The organism is Nocardia cerradoensis NBRC 101014, assembly GCF_000308535.1.
Taxonomy (GTDB): Bacteria; Actinomycetota; Actinomycetes; order Mycobacteriales; family Mycobacteriaceae; genus Nocardia; species Nocardia cerradoensis.
Genome location: NZ_BAFW01000137.1, coordinates 1 through 16,576 on the forward strand (window position 1 = coordinate 1; position 16,576 = coordinate 16,576).

Sequence of the window (16,576 nt, forward strand, 5' to 3'; positions counted from 1 at the left end):
CGCGTCGCTGGCGCCGGCCATCGTCGGCGCCGCCGCCCAGGCGGGCAACATCGCCTCGCCGGGCGCTCAGACCATCCTCGATCAGGCGATCCAGCTGCTCGATCGGGCCGGTCTGCCGCCGCAGGTCAAGCAGACGCTGCAGGCCATCGTCGCTTTCCTCGACGGCAGCGGTGGCGGCGGCCCGGACATTCCGAAGAACGGTCCGGCCATCGCGCAGTTCCTGTACCCGACCATCGGTAAGAACTGCATCGGCCCCGGTTCCGACTCGGTCGGCACCGCGCTCGCGGTTCCGGGTCCGGCCGAACTGCCCCCGCCCGGACCGGCTGCCGGTCAGGCCGGCTTCGTCTTCACCGCGCTGGGCACCAAAGGCCTGACGCCGCAGCAGAATCCGCCGATGACCGTCCAGTGGTACAACCTGGACAACCACCGCGGCGGCACCGTGGCGCTGACCGACGAGGCGCATATCAACCCGGACGGTCCGGCCACCCTGTCGGCCATCGTGGACACCGGCCCGGGTCGCGTGATCTCCGTGGTCGCGGGTTCCCTGACCACCCAGCCGGCGGCCGATCAGGCGCCGATCACCTGCTCGTTCCTGCCCACCCTGGGTCTGTTCACGGTCGCCGCGGGCCCCGCCCAGGCCGCGGCTCCGGTGAACCCGGCCGGCACCGTGCCCGCAGCGCACGTCGTGCAGCAGCCCGCCGCGGTGCGCCCGCAGCACTGATTTTTCAGGCCCCGACGGCCCGGAGATGTCGCTGAGACGACACTCCGGGCCGTTTGCTGTCAATGCGCCATGGGATGTCCCGGACTGTGGTAGACCGCTAGGTATGTCGACTGTCGATCAGCTCGAACGGTCTGCACCCACCACCTCGGACACCGGCGCGGCGCCCCGCGTCCGGCGCGGTAAAGCCGGGCATTCGGTGATGTCGCGACGGTCCTACCGATCGGTGTTGTCCACTCGATCGCATCGCTCGATCCTGTCGTTCCGGTCCGAACGGTCGATCCTCTCGATCGGCTCGGCCTATTCCGTCCTCTCGATCGGCAGCGTCGGATCGGTGCTGTCGGTCGGCTCGGTCGGCTCGTTCTTCAGCCTCGGCTCGGCGTTCTCGGGCCTGTCGCGATGGTCGCTGCTGTCGTGGATGGGCGTGCGCGACGCACCCGAGGCGCGGCCGACGCTGACGGTCGTCGCGGACGAACCCGATCTAGTCGCCGACCCCACCTGCCACTGCCAAACCTAGGTAACCGCGGACTCACCGCGGCACGGATTCACCACTGCCCGTACTGCTTCACCACTGCCCGTACTGCGCGGTGAGAATGTTGTTCACATCCACCCCCACGCCGTCGACGGTGCGATCGTCGATTTCGATCTGGTGCAGGTTGGCCGCCGGATGCACGAAACCCTTCGGCGTGCCCCAATTGTGTTGCCAGTACCAGGAACCCAAGCCGGCGACCTTGGCCAGTTCGATGGTCGGCGCGTTGGCGTAGACGCCGACATTCTCGTTGCCGAGCACCGATTCCCAGCCCGCGAGGTAGGGCGCGATGAGGGTCGCGAAATCGACCGGCGTCGGATTGTCGTCGATGGAGGCGTAGATCGGCACCCCGTCCGGCCCGCCCGCATCGCGGTGCAGCTGCAGTCCGCGGTCGGCGTGGCGCTTGCCGGCCTCGAGCCCGCCCTTCCAATCCGCGGTGGCGCCCTTGCCGAATTGGTAGCACGACACCACGGTGAGTCCGGCCGCGTGCAGCGCGTCGACCTCGCTCGCGCGCAATGGCTTTCCGGTCATCCACTCCGCGCCCGGGCGCCGGTCGGAGACATAGCGAATCGCACCGGCATGCCCGGCGGCGCGGATGGCCGCCGCGTCGGGCACGCCACCGGCATAGTCGAGCAGGGTGCCGAGGACGTTGTCGGCGGCGGCGGGCGGCGCGAGAACAGCGGGTGTGAGCGCGGCCAGACCGGCGGCGGTCGCGGCGGCACCGGCATATCCGAAGAGGGTGCGGCGGGTCATCGGAACGGAACGCATCGAAAACTCCTTCGCGCTGCAGCGATATAGAGATCTCACCTGATGCCGGTCACCCCGCGGACCGGTCGAAATGCAAGCGTGTCCGGCGCGCCTTCCCCGACGACAACAGTGCTGTCATCCACGCGCCGGAAGCCTCGGACGTGGATTCATTCCACCACATGCACATATGAACCGCTAGGCCAATCCGGTCACATCAACCCCACGAGTAACAGGCGTCAGGAGGTGGCCGCGTCGATGCGGCCCGCGACGTCGATGGTTCGGCCCCGGGGGTCGGCCAGTTCCGCGCGAATGACCTGCGCGACCTGCGCGGCGATCTGGCGACGGATCTTGCCGACCGAGCCCAGCACTTTCGCGCGCCATCCTTCGGCCTGCAGTTCGACGGCGACATCGGCGCTGCGTGGCGGCGTCACATCGATCACGATGAGCAGCGGTTCGGCGGCCCGCGCCACCAGCAGCAACCCGACCTCCACCTCCGCGCGATAGCGATTCGCCTTCAGCACGTCGACGGTGATGTCCAGCCCGACCGGAATGGTCAGATCGAACGACACCGGATGGTCGCCCTCGCGCCGGGCCAGCCGCGGCATCCGCACGGCCCCCTGCACCTCGACCGTCGCCGCGTCACGGGGCCCGGTGCGCAGCGGCCCTACCTCGACCGCGCGGCCGGCCAGACCTTCCACCACGTCGCGTACCCGGTCCGGGGTGACGATCAGCGGGAAGAAACGGCGCCCGAACTCCGCGTACTCGATCCATTCGAAGTCCGTGCGCAGCACATGCTCCGAGCGGGTGCCGTTCATGATCGCCTCGATATCGAACACCCGTCCGCGCCGGGCCGCCGGATCGGCGAGCATGGCGTTGAGCCGGCTCGCGACCTCACGCTGGACCAGCGTCGCGATCGGGTCGAGCAGGACGTCGACGGCGGCGCCGACGGCCTCCGCCCGGACGGCGAAACTCACATCGCGCGACCGCACCCGCGGAATGTCGATGACGATCAGCAGCGGATCGGCGGTCCGCGCGTGCAGGGTGAGGTCGATCTCGACCGTGGCTTCGATCCGGAACTGCTGCCCGCCGAGGGTGACCGTGAGATGCATCGACACCGGCACCCGGACCTCGAAGGTGACGTGCGGTTCGCTGCGGGCGATCACCGGCTTGCCGACCTTGCCCTCCGCCACCAGGCCGGCCAGTCCCGCCGGGCCGATCGAGAACGGCCCGATACTCATCCCCCGTCCGGCCATCCCGGACACCGCGGCCTCGATCCGGTCCCGGTTGACCGCGTGGACGACGAAACGTTCGCCGAATTCGGAGTAGTCCATCCATTCGGCCTCGTCGTGCGCGCCCGGCTCTGCCATCTGCTCCCACTCCTCCACCGATCACCTACACACACAGATCCCCGTCCTACCGATGAGGGGCCGGCGGGACTGGCACCGCAACGGCGGCGCTGCCGGGCGCCACCAGGTACATCGTAGGGTCCGGTGGCGCGGCACCACCCCCACCGACGAGATCGCCCGCCACTGGACGAAAACGTTTCACATATGGCCGAATCCGACGATACCGGCAATCCCGGCCGGGTCGTAACGGTGAATGCGCACCGAGCCACGCTCGTTACCGCCGATCGTGGTCAGGCTGTGCTCACCGGCGGCCAGCACGATATTCGTGTGCTGCCCGAACGGGCTGCCGGGGGCATAGATCACGACATCGCCCGGGCGCGGCGAATATCCGGAACCCACCGCCGAAAATCGGCCGTTCGCTTCGAAATACTCCTGCAGGGTCGCCACACCGGGAATCCGCCACGATCCGGAATTCGGATTGGACAGCGGCTGCCCGGCCTGACGCATGGTCCAGCTCACGAAATCGGCACACCATGGCTCATCCACGCCCTGTGCGTATTTGGGTCCGTCGCCGGGATGCGCGTATTCCGTGCGCAGCACCGTGACGATCCGACTCCGGTTCGAATCCAGCGCGGAGAGATCGACATCCGGGAAATCGTCCAGCCGCTGCCCGGCGATGGCGGCCGTGCGATCGTGCCACCAGGGCAGAGCCACCACGACACCGACTGCCAGCACACCGATCACCACCAGCGCCGACAGCACGGTCCAGCGCGTGCGCCCGAACCCCAGAGTCTGCGTGGCGCTCACGAATTCCTCCATCCCCGACCGGAAATCGGCCTCCTGAGATGTAGGACGTGCCAGGGACCGCCATGGTTCCGCCACGGTCACCGCCGACGCACACATGGCGGTTCCGCTCGTTGCCTGCGCCCGCGCCGCGGGATCGATAGACTGCTCGAACGCCGCCGAGCTCTGGGAGGACATCGCCCTGGATACTCTGTGGACCTTTCTGGTGGACCATCGCAGACAACTGCTCACCGATTCCTATCTGCACGTCTCGGCCGTCGTGCAGTCGGTGCTGATCGCGACCGCGGTGGCGGTGTGCCTGGGCATCGTCGTGTATCGCAGCCCATGGGGTTCGGCGGCGGCCACCGCGGCGGCGAGCATCATCCTCACCGTGCCGTCGTTCGCGCTGCTGGGACTGCTCATCCCCGTGCTGGGCCTGGGCGTGCGGCCGACGGTCACCGCGCTGGTGCTGTACGCGCTGCTGCCGATTCTGCGCAACACCATCATCGGGCTGGCATCGGTGGATCCGGCGGTCTCGGATGCCGCGCGCGGGGTCGGCATGAACCGCGTCCGCATCCTGGCCCGGATCGAAATGCCGCTGGCCTGGCCGTCGATTCTGGCCGGAATGCGGATCAGTACCCAGATGAGTATGGGGATTCTGGCGATGGCGGCCTATGCGAAGGGTCCGGGGCTGGGCAATCTGATCTTCACCGGCCTGGCCCGGCTGGGCAGTCCGACCGCCGTCCCGCAGGCCCTGTCCGGCACGGTGCTGATCATCGTGCTGGCCTTGCTGCTGGATGCCGTCCTCGTGGGCGTCGGCCGGCTCACCACCTCGAGGGGAATCCGTGACTGATACCGCGACCGCCGACCGCACCGACCACGAACCCGCGGAGATCGTGCTCGACGCGGTGTCCAAACACTATCCGGGCCAGCGCGATCCGGCCGTGGACCGGATTTCGCTGACCATTCCGGCCGGTGAGATCGTGGTGTTCGTCGGCCCCTCGGGCTGCGGTAAGACGACCACGATGCGGATGATCAACCGCCTGATCGAACCGACCTCCGGCACCATCACCATCGCCGGACGTGACGTGACCGCGGTGAATCCGGACCGGCTGCGGCGCCAGATCGGTTATTCGATTCAGCAGGCGGGTCTGTTCCCGCATATGACGGTGGCGCGCAACATCGCCACGGTGCCGGGGCTGCTCGGCTGGGATCGCGCCCGGGTGCGCGCCCGCGTCGACGAGATGCTGAATCTCGTGGGCCTCGACCCCGAGACCTTCCGCGGCCGCTATCCGCGCCGGCTCTCCGGCGGCCAGCAGCAGCGAGTCGGTGTCGCCCGTGCGCTGGCGGCCGATCCGCCGGTGCTGCTGATGGACGAGCCGTTCGGCGCGGTGGACCCCATCACCCGCGGGCTGCTGCAGGACGAACTACTGCGGCTACAGACCGAACTGCACAAGACGATCGTGTTCGTCACCCACGATTTCAACGAGGCCGTCAAGCTCGGAGACCGAATCGCGGTGCTCGGCAACAGTTCCCGCGTCCTCCAGTACGACACTCCGGCCGCGATCCTCGCCGGTCCCGCCGACGAGACGGTGGCCGGTTTCGTCGGCGCCGACGCCGCCCTCAAACAGCTGACACTGGTCCGGATCGCCGATGTGGAACTGGGCGGCTGCGCCACGGCCGCGCAGGACGATCCGGTCGACACGCTGCGTGCGGCGCTGGCCACGCAGGAGTGGAAGTGGGGTCTGATCCTCGACTCCGATCGCCGCCCGCTGCGCTGGGTATCCGAACATCAACTGGCGCAGGCACAATCGTTACACGACGCCGGTATCCCGGTGACCGGCACGGTGACCGCGGATTCGACGTTGCAGGCGGCGCTCGAGACGCTGCTCGCCGAAAGTACCGCCAACGCCGTCGTGACCGGGGCGCGGGGGGAATACGCCGGGCTGGTCGCGATCGACACCCTCGTCGCGCACCTGTCCCGCACGCGCGCGGAACATCGTTCGGCCACAGCGGATTCGGGTGACCGGCCATGAGTCCCGCCGGCCGACACGAGCGGCGCGCCGACCGGATCCGGTTGTTCATCCAGCCGGTGCTGGCCGTGGCCCTGGCGGCCGGCGTCCTGGTGTGGGCCTTCGACCGCACCCTCACCGCGACCCAGCAGGCCAGTATCAATCCCACCACCATCAGCACCGTGGTCCGCCAGCACGTGGTGATCACCGCGACCGTGGTGCTGATCGTCGTCGCGGTCTCGGTTCCGTTGGGCACCTTGCTGACTCGGCCGCGCTACCGGCGTCTCGCTCCGCTGTTCGTCGGCGTCGCCAATATCGGTGCGGCGGCACCGGCGATCGGCCTGATCGTGCTCACCTATCTGTGGACCGAGAAGACCGGCTTCTGGGTGGGGGTCGCGCCGATCGCGTTCTATGCGTTACTTCCCGTGCTGCGCAATACGATTCTGGGTTATCAGCAGGTCGATCCGGCTCTCGTCGATGCCGGGCGTGGTCAGGGCATGTCGGCGACGACGGTGCTGCGCCGCATCGAATTCCCGCTCGCGGTGCCATACATCCTGGCCGGGCTGCGCACCTCGCTGGTGCTGGCGGTCGGCACGGCCACGCTGTCTTTCCTGGTCAGTGCCGGTGGTCTGGGGATTCTGATCGACACCGGCTACAAGCTGCGCGACAACGTAACCCTTTGGGTGGGAGCGATTCTCGCGGTGGCACTCGCACTGCTCGTCGACTGGCTGGGTGCGCTCGCCGAGCAGTTTCTCGGACCGCGGGGGCTGCGATGAAGCGGCCGGGCAAGGCAGCGCGACGTGCGGCCACCGCGGCGGCGACGCTGCTGGTCGCTGTCGTCGCCGCCTGCGGTCTCGAGGCCGGCGGCGCCGTTCCGCTGCCGGTCGGGCCGGGCAGTATCGCGCCGATTCCCGCCCTCGACGGTGTGCAGATCACCGTGGGCTCCAAGGATTTCACCGAACAGAACATCCTCGGCTACCTCATCGAATTCGCGCTCACCGCCGCCGGGGCGCAGGTCCGTGATCTCACCAATATCACCGGATCGAACAGCCTGCGCGATGCGCAATTGCACGGACAGGTCGATGTCGCCTACGACTACACCGGAACCGGATGGATCAACTATCTGGGTAACGAGACACCGATTCCGGACTCCACGCGGCAATTCGAGGCGGTGCGCGATGCGGATCTCGCACAACACGGCATGGTCTGGGCCGATCCGGCCCCGATGAACAACACCTACACGATGGTCACCGATGCGGGCAGCGCCGCCCGCACCGGCGCCACGACGATCTCCGACTATGCCCGTCTGGTGAATACCGACCCGAGTACGGGTCCCACCTGCCTCGGTACCGAATTCAGCGTCCGCCAGGACGGATTTCCGGGTCTGGCCCGTAAATACGGGGTAGACCTCGGCAAGGTACACAAGCAGATCATGCAGGATTCGCTGGTGTATTCGGCCACCGCGAACGGCACCTGCCAATTCGGTGATGTCACCGCGACCGACGGCCGCACCAAGGCGCTGAATCTGGTGCAGCTGACCGACGATCTGAACTTCTTCCCCAAATACAATGCGGCACTGGTGATGCGGAAATCCTTCGCCGACGCGCATCCGCAGGTGGCGCAGGTCATGGCGCCGATCTCCGCACTGCTCACCAACGAGACGATCACCGAGTTGAACCGGAAGGTCGACGTCGACGGCGCCGAACCGGCCAGCGTCGCGCGCGAGTGGCTGATCCGGCAGGGGTTCGTGACCGCGGGCTGAGATCAGGCGAGCGCCGTCCGCACCGCCAGCCAGCGACCGCCCGGATCGGCATAACCGTGATACATCAGCGGAATCCGTTGGTCCACACCGAAGTAGCGGAATACGGCCAGCATCGCCTGCCGCACCGAGTAGTCGGCGAAGTCGTCGATGCGGCGCGGGCCGATCGCACGTTCGGGCAGCACGGCCAGCCGCGCCATCTCCTCCGGATCACAGACGTCGAGTCCCATCGGCCCGTCGGCGATGTAGTGATCGTGGAAGATGTGACGCAGCTCCGACGCATCAGCGTCCCGAGAGACGCAGGGCAGCAATCGAATTGCCGCGCCCGACAGGGTCGGTGCTTCCAGTGCGGCGGTCAGCTCGGGATCCGGCGCCGGCGCATCACGAACCGGCACCTGTTCGAGCAGATGCAGCATGGACGCGCCCCGGACCCGCGGCTCGGGCACCAGGAACAGACTCACCATCGGTCCGGTGTGGGCGGCGTCGGTCAGACATATCCGCGTGTGTGACCGATCGGGCGAACGCGGCGCGGCGGGCGTGGACTGGGGCGGGGTGATCGGGTCGGACATGCGGTCTCCTGGAAGGGAGGGCGATCGACCCTCCCGCGAACGCGCTGGTACGAGGTCCGAAGTTGCGCCGGCCGCCGAGTTACCCGATTCGGACCGATCTCCTCGACGTCCGACCGTTGTGCCATGAATTATAGGAGCCGGGGACACGACGCGACATCCGGAATTCGCTATCCGGTTGCTTCGGGCGTGCGATCAGGCGTTCAGCAGCCGCGGGACTCCGCCCAGCTCCGTATCGATGCGCCGGCGCACCGCCGGCCACTCCTCGTCCAGGATGGAATAGAACGCGGTGCTGCGCACGGTGCCGTCCAAGCCGCGCGAATGTGCCCGGCGCACGCCGTCGCTGGTCGCGCCCAGGCGCTCGATCGCCGTGCGCGAGCGGACGTTTCGCACGTCGACGCGCAGCGCGATCCGGCGGACCCGCCACACGTCGAAGGCGTGCTCGAGCAGCAACAGTTTCGACTCCAGATTGATACCGGCGCCGCGCGCTCGCGGACAGAGCCAGGTATTGCCGATCTCGGCGGCGTCGGGCACCGCGAGCAGCGGATCTCCGGTCGGCATGCCGTGCACGATCGGCCACACCATCGGCCCCTGCCAATAGTCGAAACGGCAGAAGCGCGTCGAGCCCAGTACCCGGTTGTCGGCCGTGGCGACGACCGCGAAGGCCAGTGCCGAGCCGACCGCGTGCGCCGACGCGGCCTGGGCGACATAGTCCGCGGCCTCGGCCGGGCCGTGCGGTACGGGGGTGAACGCGAACGCATCGCGATCCGCGGCGCCCGCCTCGGCGAGCCCCGGAACATGGTGCGGTGCCAAAGGTTCCAGCCGCACGAGGCGGCCGGTCAGGATGACGGGTGCAGGCACGTTCCCTCGATCTTTCGGGACGGACTCCGGTAAAACGCCCAACGATCGTCACACCGGCCTACAACGCTCCGGATCGACGACCAGTCCTGGCGCGCCGGCAGCAGCATCGGACAGTGAGATGAACGATAACCGAACGTGTGCCGTCGTCGATGCAGGTGCGCCGTAAATTTACCGGGATTGCTCGCGTGTCGCTCGGCGCGTCGCAGACGGCCCGTCAGGGCGGTTGCCGGGCTGTTTTCGGTGCGTTCGCCCCGGTTATCGGGTCGACACGAAACCGTTGCCGGAGTGGAAGACTCCTCCGGAGGTGCCGTCGTAGCCTGGTAAGAGCGAACGGGGGGCGTCATGACCGAAACATCACGGGCGGCGATCCTGCTCGACGTCGACGGCCCCCTCAATCCCTACCCCCGGCCCACGCACCCGCCCCCGCGCGGCTATCGGCCTTATGTGTTGCAGCACAGCATCATTCCCGCGATCCCGCCCATCGACCAGCGAGTGCTGCTCGACGCCGCCGTCGGTTCGCGGCTGCTGGATCTGGCCGCCGTCACCGATGCCGAACTGGTGTGGGCGACCGCGTGGGAGTACGAGGCGAATACGGTCCTCGGTCCCGTCCTCGGACTGCCGCCGCTCGAGGTGATCATCTTCGAGGACACCGGGATTCGGCACCGCGAGGGCCACCACGGAAAGCTTCCGACCATCGACCGATGGGCCGGGCGCCGGCCGCTGTGCTGGTTCGACGACGAATTCCAGCCCGCCGACCAGGGCTGGGCCGAACGCCGCACCGCCACCGTCGCACCCACCCTGCTCGTCCCGGTCGACCGCCATACCGGTTTGACCTCCGACCACCTCGAGGTCGCCAGGGCGTTCCTGGAGCCGCTTCGCGGGCCGCGAGCTCGCTAGAGCGGCGGCAGTCGCAGCAGCGCGGCCACCGCCTTCGAGGCGCTCTGAACAGCGCTTTCCATCGTGGCCGACCAGTCGGTGCGGGTCCAGTCCCCCGCCAGCATCAGTGTCGGCACCGAGGTGCGCTGGTCCGGCCGCAGCCCGTCGGTGCCCAGGGCCTGGGAGAAGGTCGCCTTCGGCATCTTGACCACATGACCGTGCACCACCCGCGCATCGGCCGCGTCGGGGTAGTAGCGGCGCAGCAGCGCCATCTGCTCGTCGAGGATGTCGTCGCTGCTCTTGTGGATCTGCTCGTAGGCGCCGCTGGTGGTCAGGCAGTACAGCCAGGTGCCGTCCGGTTCGCGGCCGTGCATCCGCTGCCGGTCGAACACCTCGTCGATCACCCCGGTCCCGCCGATGATCGCCTCCATCGCACTGCGGGTGCCGAGCGGGCGGTCCAGATACAGATTGGTGCTGACGATCGGGGTGGCGCCCAATTTTTCTGCGGCGGCGTAGATCTCGGCGTGTTCGGGCAGATCGTCGAGCAGGCCGTGGATGCGGGAATTGGGTACCGCGCAGATCACGGCATCGGCCGGGACCGTGCCGCCGTCCACCAGATCGACACCGGTCACCGCCCCGTCCTCGATCCGGATCCGGTCCGCCACCGCGCGACAGCGGACCTCGACGCCGTGGCGGCGGAACACCTCCTCCGCACCCGTGATGTAGAGCGTATCGAGGTCGACGGTCGGATAGCCGATGGTGACCGCGCGCCGATCCCGCACACCCAGCCGGATGCCGGTGGCCAGCACATCGGCGAAAACCTTCGCGCACTCGCGCTGCACCGGCTCGGCGGCGATACCCAGTGCGAGCCAATCCCACAGCGCCTCACGGGCTTTCGCGGGCATACCGACACGCTCGAACCACTGCTCGGTGGTGATGTCGGCCAGATCCGCGGGCTGGAACAGACATTGCAGCCCCAGCCGCATCGTCGCCCGCGCCGCGGCCAGTCGCTCACCCAGCCCGGCATCCGGATGTGCGCCCAGCAGTGTGCCGAACGCCCGGATACCTCTGGTGTGCAACGCCGTCGCGCGTCCGCCCGGCCAGCGCAGCGTGCCTCCGGCGGGGAATTCCAGGTGTTTCTCGGTGCCGACGCTCGCGAGGTACCGGAAGAGGTGATGGTATCCGCTGGCGATCACGTGCTGGCCGTTGTCGGGAGTATCGCCGACCTCGGCGACCGTCATCGCCTGGGTGCGGCCACCGAGCCGGGGCCGGCGTTCCAGCAGTGTCACCCGCTTCCCGGCCTCGGCCAGCCAGACGGCCGAGGCCAGTCCGGCCAGACCACCACCGATCACCACGAACCGACGAGCGTCGTTCATCCGGACCTCCGTGCGCGACAGCGGGTTTCGTCACCGGACGGCTTCGATTCGAGGCGCGAGCCGCAGCGAGCCGGTTCCGATCACTGTAGGCAGATCGCCATCCAGGGTCAACGGTGAGCGAAAAGGCGTCGCATTCTCTCACCCCTGGTGGGGGCTCCGCCGACCATCGGCGCGGGAGAATGGTCGCCTCAACTCGACAAGATCCGGAGTCGCAATGCAATTCATGGTTCTCTCCCGTCGCCGCACCGAGACGTTCACCGACGCGGACTTCGAGAAGGTCCTCCCGGCCGAAACCGACCATGTGCGCAAGCTCTACCTGGACGGCGTCGTCCGTCAGATCTGGCTGCGCGGCGATATCGCCGGCGCCTGCTTCACCATCGAGGCAGCCGATGCCGAACAGGCGAACGCCATCGTCGCGCAACTGCCCATGGCCGCGGCCGGAGTCTCCGAATTCACCGTGATCCCGCTGAGTCCCTACCGGGGTTTCGGCGGGGCCTAGCGGAGTTCACGGCGGATCGGATGCCTACTTGAGCATGCTGCCCGCGTCGACGGTCACCGGCAGGCCGGTGATGTAGCGCGATTCGTCCGAGGCGAGGAACAGCACGGCGTTGCTGATATCCACCGGCTCGACCCAGCCGACTGGCAGCACATGCATGAACTTCGCCACCGGCTCGAAATCCTCGACGCCCGGATTCTCCAGATCCGGGCGGAACATCTTCATCGTGCCCTCGTTCATGAACATCGGGGTGTTGACGTTGGTCGGGTGGACGGAATTGACCCGGATCGAATTCGCGCCCAGTTCGACCGCGAAGGTCCGCATCAGGCCGACCACACCGTGCTTGGCGGCGACGTAGTGCCCGGTGTTCGGATAGGCCTTGAGTCCGCCGACCGAACTGGTCAGGATGATCGAGCCACCGTTGCCACCGGAAATCAGGTGCGGCACACCGGCTTTCACCGTCTTCCAGACCCCTTCCAGGTTGATGCCGATCATCGTGTTCCAGTCCTGCTCACTGGTTTCGGCCAGGGTCGCACCCCCGTTGCCGATTCCCGCGTTCGCCACGATGATGTCGAGCCGGCCCAGCTGCTCGACCCCGTTGTCCACGGCGGCCTTCAACGCGTCGAAATCGCGGACGTCGACCTCGGCGGTGACGATGCGGCGCCCGAGACCCTTGACCAGCTCCACCGTCTCCGCCAGATCGGCCGGCGTCGAGGACGGAATCAGATCGGTGCCGCTCACCGGTTTGCAGACGTCGACGGCGATGATGTCGGCGCCCTCTTCCGCGAGCCGCACCGCATGACTTCGCCCCTGGCCGCGTGCCGCACCAGTGATGAAGGCGACCTTGCCCTCTACCCGCCCAGCCATAACGCACCTCGTTCATTGCCACTCGGGCACACCGATGCCCGATGTCGGATTGCCGACCACCCGCGCCGAGCGATCGCTCACTTGCTAATGGGATTCTCCAACATCGAGAATGAAATTTCCATACCCGGTTCCGGTGCGGTTCAGTGGCCGGCGCTCGCCTGCTGCCGGATCCAGCGCAGCAGGGTGGGGTTGCCGGAATCGGTGGTGATCACCCCGGCCGCGGCGCGGACGAAGCGGCCCTCGGTGACGGCGGCGAGCATGCTCGCGGCCAGATCGCTCCGGGCGGTGAATATCCCGTCGGCGTGCCCCTCGACCATCGTGTAATCGGTGACGTCGGGGCGGTCGTAGAGTCCACTCGGGCGCACGACGGTCCAGTCGCGATCACTGTCGCGCAGGAGCGCTTCCATCCGCCGCATGTCGTCGTACAGCGTCTTGCCCGCCACCCGCGTCACGTACGGCACCAGCAGCCGGTTGAAGAGGAAGCCGCCCTCACTGTAGGGGCGCGGATCGACCCCGGCCGAACTCACCACCACGATCCGGCCCACCCCGTGGCGCCGCATCGCCGTGACGATGTTCGACACACCGTCGGAATAGGTGGTGATCGGTTCCTTGCTCGGCGGCACCCCGAGCGCGGACAGCACCGCGTCCCGCCCTTTCACCGCGGTGTCGACCGCCCCCGGATCGAGGACATCGGCGCCGATCACCTCGAGCCGATCATGGCGCAGCGGGAATTCGCCCGGCTGCCGCGTCACCGCCGCGACCTGATGCCCGGCGGCCAGGGCCTGGGCGGTGAGCCGGCGACCGGTGGGACCGTTGGCCCCGAAGATGGTGATACGCATGGTCTCTCCTTCGGACAGAGGACACGGACGGCCGGCGACGAGACGCCGCCGCCGAACCCTCATGGCGTGGACGCACACAAGACGCCCGCCGAGCCCGTCGCGTAACAACCCGCGCGGGTGATCTACATCACCGGCGCTCCTCAGCGACCCGAGCCTTCTCGCACTGCTCGCCGGCTGCCCCGGGCTGCTCGGCACGTCCGCGGCGGATGCGGGACGGGACTGGACCGCAAGCTATCCGGAGGTCAGGGCTTCGATCGTCCGGCCGATGAGCATCGTTCCCACGAGGAACAGCAGCACCATCATCACGGTGCGATCGTTGGCGACCAACCAGGTCTTGGTGGCGGCCAGGGGCTGGTCGAGCCGATCGCCCGCGACCAGGTAGGCGGCGACCGGCGCGATGCACGAGGCCAGCGCGATCGCGAGGAAGATCGCACCGGCGCCCAGCGCTCTCGGCGCCGAAAGCCGTGCCTCCGCGATATCGAGCCCGCCCATGACGGCGGGCACGAGCGTGCTGATGTCGACGATCACGAACGCCAGGCCGAGTCCGAAGGCCCCCACCGGGGTCACGCGGTCGACCCGGTCCCACAGTTTTCTCGGCTTCTCCTCGCCGCGCGTGCGCTGGTACCCGAACCACACCGCGACCCCGAGCAGCCCGATCCCGCCGCACAGCCGGATGATCGAGGTCGCGGTCGAGGCGTGATGGGGATGCAGACGCTCGGCGGCGGACGCGCCGATCAGCAGCGCCACCGCGGCGACGAGCACCGCGAATCCGCAGATCCGCCCGAGCAGATATCCACTGCTCTTCGCTCGTGCCTGCCCCGACACCAGCATCAGCACCGCGACGATCAGCGGCAGCGGACTCACCGCGATCGCGGCGGCCAGTGGCAGGGTCCTGCCGATCACGGTGCCCATCCGCAGTTCCTTCCGCCGACCCGAGCGAATATTTGCCAAGGACTCGCTGTCACGCGGTCACAGCTTCGGACCTCCGACCATTTATGGCAATCTAGCTGGGACTATAAGCCATAATCGGGGCGCTCAGCTCGAATTGCTCACAACCATACGGTGGACAACCACGCGGCGACGACGGCGAGTACCAGCAGGACGACATTCAGGCCGATCAGCTTCACCTCGCCGCGGCGCAGATGCAGCGCGAGCGCACCGACCTGCACGAGCGCCAATCCGACGGCGGCCAGGAGCGCGAGAACCACGGCGATGCCGGTCAGCGGCGGCAGGATCAGCCCGGCAGCGCCGAGCACCTCGCTCACACCGATGCCCCGCACCAGCCCCAGTGGCACGGTATCGATCCACCCCATCATCGGACGGAGCTGATCCTTCGACCGCAGAATCTTGATTCCGCCCGAGTAGAGGTAGAACACCGCCAGCAGCGACCCGACGATCCAGTACGCGATTTCCACCGCAGCCTCCAAAGTTACGAACAGTCAGCAGCAGCATCATCCGTCGGAATCGGAAGGCGCACAAAAGGAACATCGGTGTGCGCAATCCCTTCTGGTAGGAGACCTTGCCAAAAAGGAATTTCTGGTAGAGGATCTTGCCAGATCTTCGATGAGGAGGACACCGTGACGCCGACCGTTCCGCTCCGGCACCCGAACTCACCGCGCCCCGTTCCGGGCCCCGGCCTCGGCACCCTCGCCCGGATGCTCGGACTCGGCACACCGGGCCCGGAGGAATTTCGCGAGCTGGGCGAGGCTCTGACCGTCGGCGACCGGCCGATGGACGAGCTCGTCGAGTGGATGTATCGCGAGGGGATGGCCACCACCCGGCCGCTGTTCGAACGCGCCCTGCGGGAGGGCATCGCCGCGGTACCGGAAGCCCCGGAGCCGCTGCGCGACTTCTTCGAATACGTCGAAGCGGTGCCCGAGTGGGTCGATCGGCGAAAGATCCGCCATGCCGAGCGCGTCTCCTGCCTCGGCGGCCGCGACGGGATCTACGTCGCCCGCGACATGTCGTTCCTCGGCGGATACCTGGCCTCCGGTTTCAACAAGACCCTGCTGCGCACCGGCGCCCTGGAGAAAGGCCCGGCCAAACGATTCGCCGAGACGACGCAGTGGGCGATGGATGTCACCGCGCCCGGCGGAATGGCGCTGCGGGGCAGGGGTTTTCGCTCGACCGTGCACGTCCGGTCGATCCACTCGCTGGTGCGCCGGCACGTTGCCGCGATGCCGGACTGGCGGGCGCAGGAGTGGGGGCTGCCGATCAATCAGACCGATATGGCCGCCACACTGGTCGGCGCGCTGATCGCTCCGATGATCGGCGCCATCGGCATGGGAGTCGTGATCACGCCCCGCGACGCGGACGCCATGGCCCATCTCGCCCGCTACGTCGGCTGGGTGATGGGTGTCGAGGAACGCTTCCTGCCCACCGACTTTCGCGACAGCGTCCGCATTCTCTACCACACGATGACCGCCATTACGAACCCCGACGACACCTCCCGCCAACTCGCGATCCCGATGCGCGACGAACCGCTCGGCTGGCACTACGACCATCTGCAGGGGCTGCGGCGGCGGATCGCCCGATCCCAGCATCTGTCGATCGCGATGATGTATCTGGGCCCGTCCGCGATGAAACGACTCGGATTGCCCAGCCGGACCCTGCCCTGGTATCCCGTGCTGCGCATACCGGTCAACCTCGCGCGGTCTGCGCGGGCCCGGCTGATTCCCGGACAGTTCGAGCGCGTCGTAGCCGAAGGCCGGGCCGCGCAACTGTCGTTCATCCGCACCCTCGCCGGCCCCGACGCCGCGGTGATCGGCGGGTCGGCCGAGCACATCACCCCGGCCGCCTGA

19 protein-coding genes are annotated in these 16,576 nt (G+C 67.9%); 9 read left to right on the forward strand and 10 right to left on the reverse strand.

The genetic code is table 11. The features are described from left to right. The coding region (locus ON23_RS14225) for an Rv1157c family protein (protein WP_245555946.1) at positions 1 to 721 on the forward strand (721 nt) is incomplete at its 5' end. 199 nt (positions 722 to 920) lie between these two features. Beyond that, positions 921 to 1,235, forward strand: a complete 315-nt coding sequence (locus tag ON23_RS14230) for a hypothetical protein (RefSeq protein ID WP_036504900.1) — start codon at positions 921 to 923, stop codon at positions 1,233 to 1,235. A gap of 48 nt (positions 1,236 to 1,283) precedes the next feature. On the opposite strand, the gene ON23_RS14235 is transcribed toward ON23_RS14230, so the two are convergent. The 3 genes from ON23_RS14235 to ON23_RS14245 form a co-directional block, all read right to left on the reverse strand. Next, complete coding sequence (locus ON23_RS14235; RefSeq protein WP_039778704.1) at positions 1,284 to 2,015, reverse strand: DUF1906 domain-containing protein; 732 nt, start codon at positions 2,013 to 2,015, stop codon at positions 1,284 to 1,286. Between the two features lie 215 nt (positions 2,016 to 2,230). Beyond that, positions 2,231 to 3,361 (reverse strand): hypothetical protein, encoded by a 1,131-nt coding sequence (locus ON23_RS14240; protein ID WP_039778744.1) that lies wholly within the window; start codon positions 3,359 to 3,361, stop codon positions 2,231 to 2,233. 177 nt (positions 3,362 to 3,538) lie between these two features. Then, entirely contained in the window at positions 3,539 to 4,159 is a 621-nt protein-coding gene (locus ON23_RS14245) for a CHAP domain-containing protein (RefSeq protein WP_083903946.1), read from the reverse strand. Positions 4,160 to 4,325: 166 nt separating this feature from the next. Here ON23_RS14245 and ON23_RS14250 point away from each other — a divergent pair, with 166 nt between their 5' ends. The 4 genes from ON23_RS14250 to ON23_RS14265 are packed head-to-tail and all read left to right on the forward strand — an operon-like array spanning position 4,326 to position 7,897. After that, positions 4,326 to 4,976 (forward strand): ABC transporter permease, encoded by a 651-nt coding sequence (locus tag ON23_RS14250; protein ID WP_086006907.1) that lies wholly within the window; start codon positions 4,326 to 4,328, stop codon positions 4,974 to 4,976. Beyond that, entirely contained in the window at positions 4,969 to 6,159 is a 1,191-nt protein-coding gene (locus ON23_RS14255; protein WP_051042690.1) for an ABC transporter ATP-binding protein, read from the forward strand. Before ON23_RS14250 ends, ON23_RS14255 begins: the two co-directional genes overlap by 8 nt. Then, positions 6,156 to 6,911: an ABC transporter permease gene (locus ON23_RS14260; RefSeq protein WP_039778706.1), complete on the forward strand. Its 756-nt coding sequence runs from the start codon at positions 6,156 to 6,158 to the stop codon at positions 6,909 to 6,911. The genes ON23_RS14255 and ON23_RS14260 overlap by 4 nt, the downstream gene beginning before the upstream one ends. Further along, positions 6,908 to 7,897 (forward strand): glycine betaine ABC transporter substrate-binding protein, encoded by a 990-nt coding sequence (locus ON23_RS14265; protein WP_039778707.1) that lies wholly within the window; start codon positions 6,908 to 6,910, stop codon positions 7,895 to 7,897. The genes ON23_RS14260 and ON23_RS14265 overlap by 4 nt, the downstream gene beginning before the upstream one ends. Before the next feature lie 2 nt (positions 7,898 to 7,899). Here the strand turns inward: ON23_RS14265 and ON23_RS14270 are convergent, their stop codons facing one another. Further along, positions 7,900 to 8,463: a hypothetical protein gene (locus tag ON23_RS14270; RefSeq protein WP_039778708.1), complete on the reverse strand. Its 564-nt coding sequence runs from the start codon at positions 8,461 to 8,463 to the stop codon at positions 7,900 to 7,902. A gap of 192 nt (positions 8,464 to 8,655) precedes the next feature. After that, on the reverse strand, positions 8,656 to 9,321 hold the full coding sequence (locus ON23_RS14275) for a GNAT family N-acetyltransferase (RefSeq protein ID WP_039778710.1): 666 nt from the start codon (positions 9,319 to 9,321) through the stop codon (positions 8,656 to 8,658). Between the two features lie 342 nt (positions 9,322 to 9,663). Between ON23_RS14275 and ON23_RS14280 the strand changes: the two genes are divergently transcribed. Beyond that, on the forward strand, positions 9,664 to 10,218 hold the full coding sequence (locus ON23_RS14280; protein ID WP_051042691.1) for an HAD domain-containing protein: 555 nt from the start codon (positions 9,664 to 9,666) through the stop codon (positions 10,216 to 10,218). Here ON23_RS14280 and hpnE read toward each other — a convergent pair. Beyond that, positions 10,215 to 11,573 (reverse strand): hydroxysqualene dehydroxylase HpnE, encoded by a 1,359-nt coding sequence (gene hpnE, locus ON23_RS14285; protein WP_039778712.1) that lies wholly within the window; start codon positions 11,571 to 11,573, stop codon positions 10,215 to 10,217. The genes ON23_RS14280 and hpnE overlap by 4 nt on opposite strands. 214 nt (positions 11,574 to 11,787) lie before the next feature. Between hpnE and ON23_RS14290 the strand changes: the two genes are divergently transcribed. Continuing rightward, positions 11,788 to 12,072, forward strand: coding sequence for a hypothetical protein (locus ON23_RS14290; protein ID WP_039778713.1), 285 nt, complete (start codon positions 11,788 to 11,790; stop codon positions 12,070 to 12,072). 24 nt (positions 12,073 to 12,096) lie between these two features. On the opposite strand, the gene ON23_RS14295 is transcribed toward ON23_RS14290, so the two are convergent. The 4 genes from ON23_RS14295 to ON23_RS14310 form a co-directional block, all read right to left on the reverse strand. After that, positions 12,097 to 12,936, reverse strand: a complete 840-nt coding sequence (locus ON23_RS14295) for a mycofactocin-coupled SDR family oxidoreductase (protein WP_036504911.1) — start codon at positions 12,934 to 12,936, stop codon at positions 12,097 to 12,099. Between the two features lie 140 nt (positions 12,937 to 13,076). After that, a complete protein-coding gene (locus ON23_RS14300; protein WP_039778716.1) occupies positions 13,077 to 13,775 on the reverse strand; it encodes an NAD(P)-dependent oxidoreductase in 699 nt (232 codons plus the stop codon). Between the two features lie 231 nt (positions 13,776 to 14,006). Beyond that, the gene (locus ON23_RS14305; RefSeq protein ID WP_039778717.1) at positions 14,007 to 14,687 is read right to left on the reverse strand and encodes a GAP family protein; all 681 of its coding nucleotides are present in this window, start codon (positions 14,685 to 14,687) and stop codon (positions 14,007 to 14,009) included. 137 nt (positions 14,688 to 14,824) lie between these two features. Beyond that, a complete protein-coding gene (locus ON23_RS14310) occupies positions 14,825 to 15,190 on the reverse strand; it encodes a DoxX family protein (protein WP_039778718.1) in 366 nt (121 codons plus the stop codon). Positions 15,191 to 15,352: 162 nt separating this feature from the next. Between ON23_RS14310 and ON23_RS14315 the strand changes: the two genes are divergently transcribed. Next, a complete protein-coding gene (locus ON23_RS14315; RefSeq protein ID WP_039778720.1) occupies positions 15,353 to 16,576 on the forward strand; it encodes an oxygenase MpaB family protein in 1,224 nt (407 codons plus the stop codon).

Excerpts from the sequence above, each read along its gene's own strand:
- ON23_RS14280 (WP_051042691.1), top strand. The coding sequence starts at position 9,664 with ATGACCGAAACATCACGGGCGGCGATCCTGCTCGACGTCGACGGCCCC.
- ON23_RS14230 (WP_036504900.1), top strand. The coding sequence starts at position 921 with ATGTCGCGACGGTCCTACCGATCGGTGTTGTCCACTCGATCGCATCGC.
- ON23_RS14245 (WP_083903946.1), bottom strand. The coding sequence starts at position 4,159 with ATGGAGGAATTCGTGAGCGCCACGCAGACTCTGGGGTTCGGGCGCACG.
- ON23_RS14295 (WP_036504911.1), bottom strand. The coding sequence starts at position 12,936 with ATGGCTGGGCGGGTAGAGGGCAAGGTCGCCTTCATCACTGGTGCGGCA.
- hpnE (WP_039778712.1), bottom strand. The coding sequence starts at position 11,573 with ATGAACGACGCTCGTCGGTTCGTGGTGATCGGTGGTGGTCTGGCCGGA.
- ON23_RS14270 (WP_039778708.1), bottom strand. The coding sequence starts at position 8,463 with ATGTCCGACCCGATCACCCCGCCCCAGTCCACGCCCGCCGCGCCGCGT.
- ON23_RS14235 (WP_039778704.1), bottom strand. The coding sequence starts at position 2,015 with ATGCGTTCCGTTCCGATGACCCGCCGCACCCTCTTCGGATATGCCGGT.
- ON23_RS14305 (WP_039778717.1), bottom strand. The coding sequence starts at position 14,687 with ATGGGCACCGTGATCGGCAGGACCCTGCCACTGGCCGCCGCGATCGCG.
- ON23_RS14290 (WP_039778713.1), top strand. The coding sequence starts at position 11,788 with ATGCAATTCATGGTTCTCTCCCGTCGCCGCACCGAGACGTTCACCGAC.
- ON23_RS14240 (WP_039778744.1), bottom strand. The coding sequence starts at position 3,361 with ATGGCAGAGCCGGGCGCGCACGACGAGGCCGAATGGATGGACTACTCC.
- ON23_RS14265 (WP_039778707.1), top strand. The coding sequence starts at position 6,908 with ATGAAGCGGCCGGGCAAGGCAGCGCGACGTGCGGCCACCGCGGCGGCG.
- ON23_RS14300 (WP_039778716.1), bottom strand. The coding sequence starts at position 13,775 with ATGCGTATCACCATCTTCGGGGCCAACGGTCCCACCGGTCGCCGGCTC.
- ON23_RS14260 (WP_039778706.1), top strand. The coding sequence starts at position 6,156 with ATGAGTCCCGCCGGCCGACACGAGCGGCGCGCCGACCGGATCCGGTTG.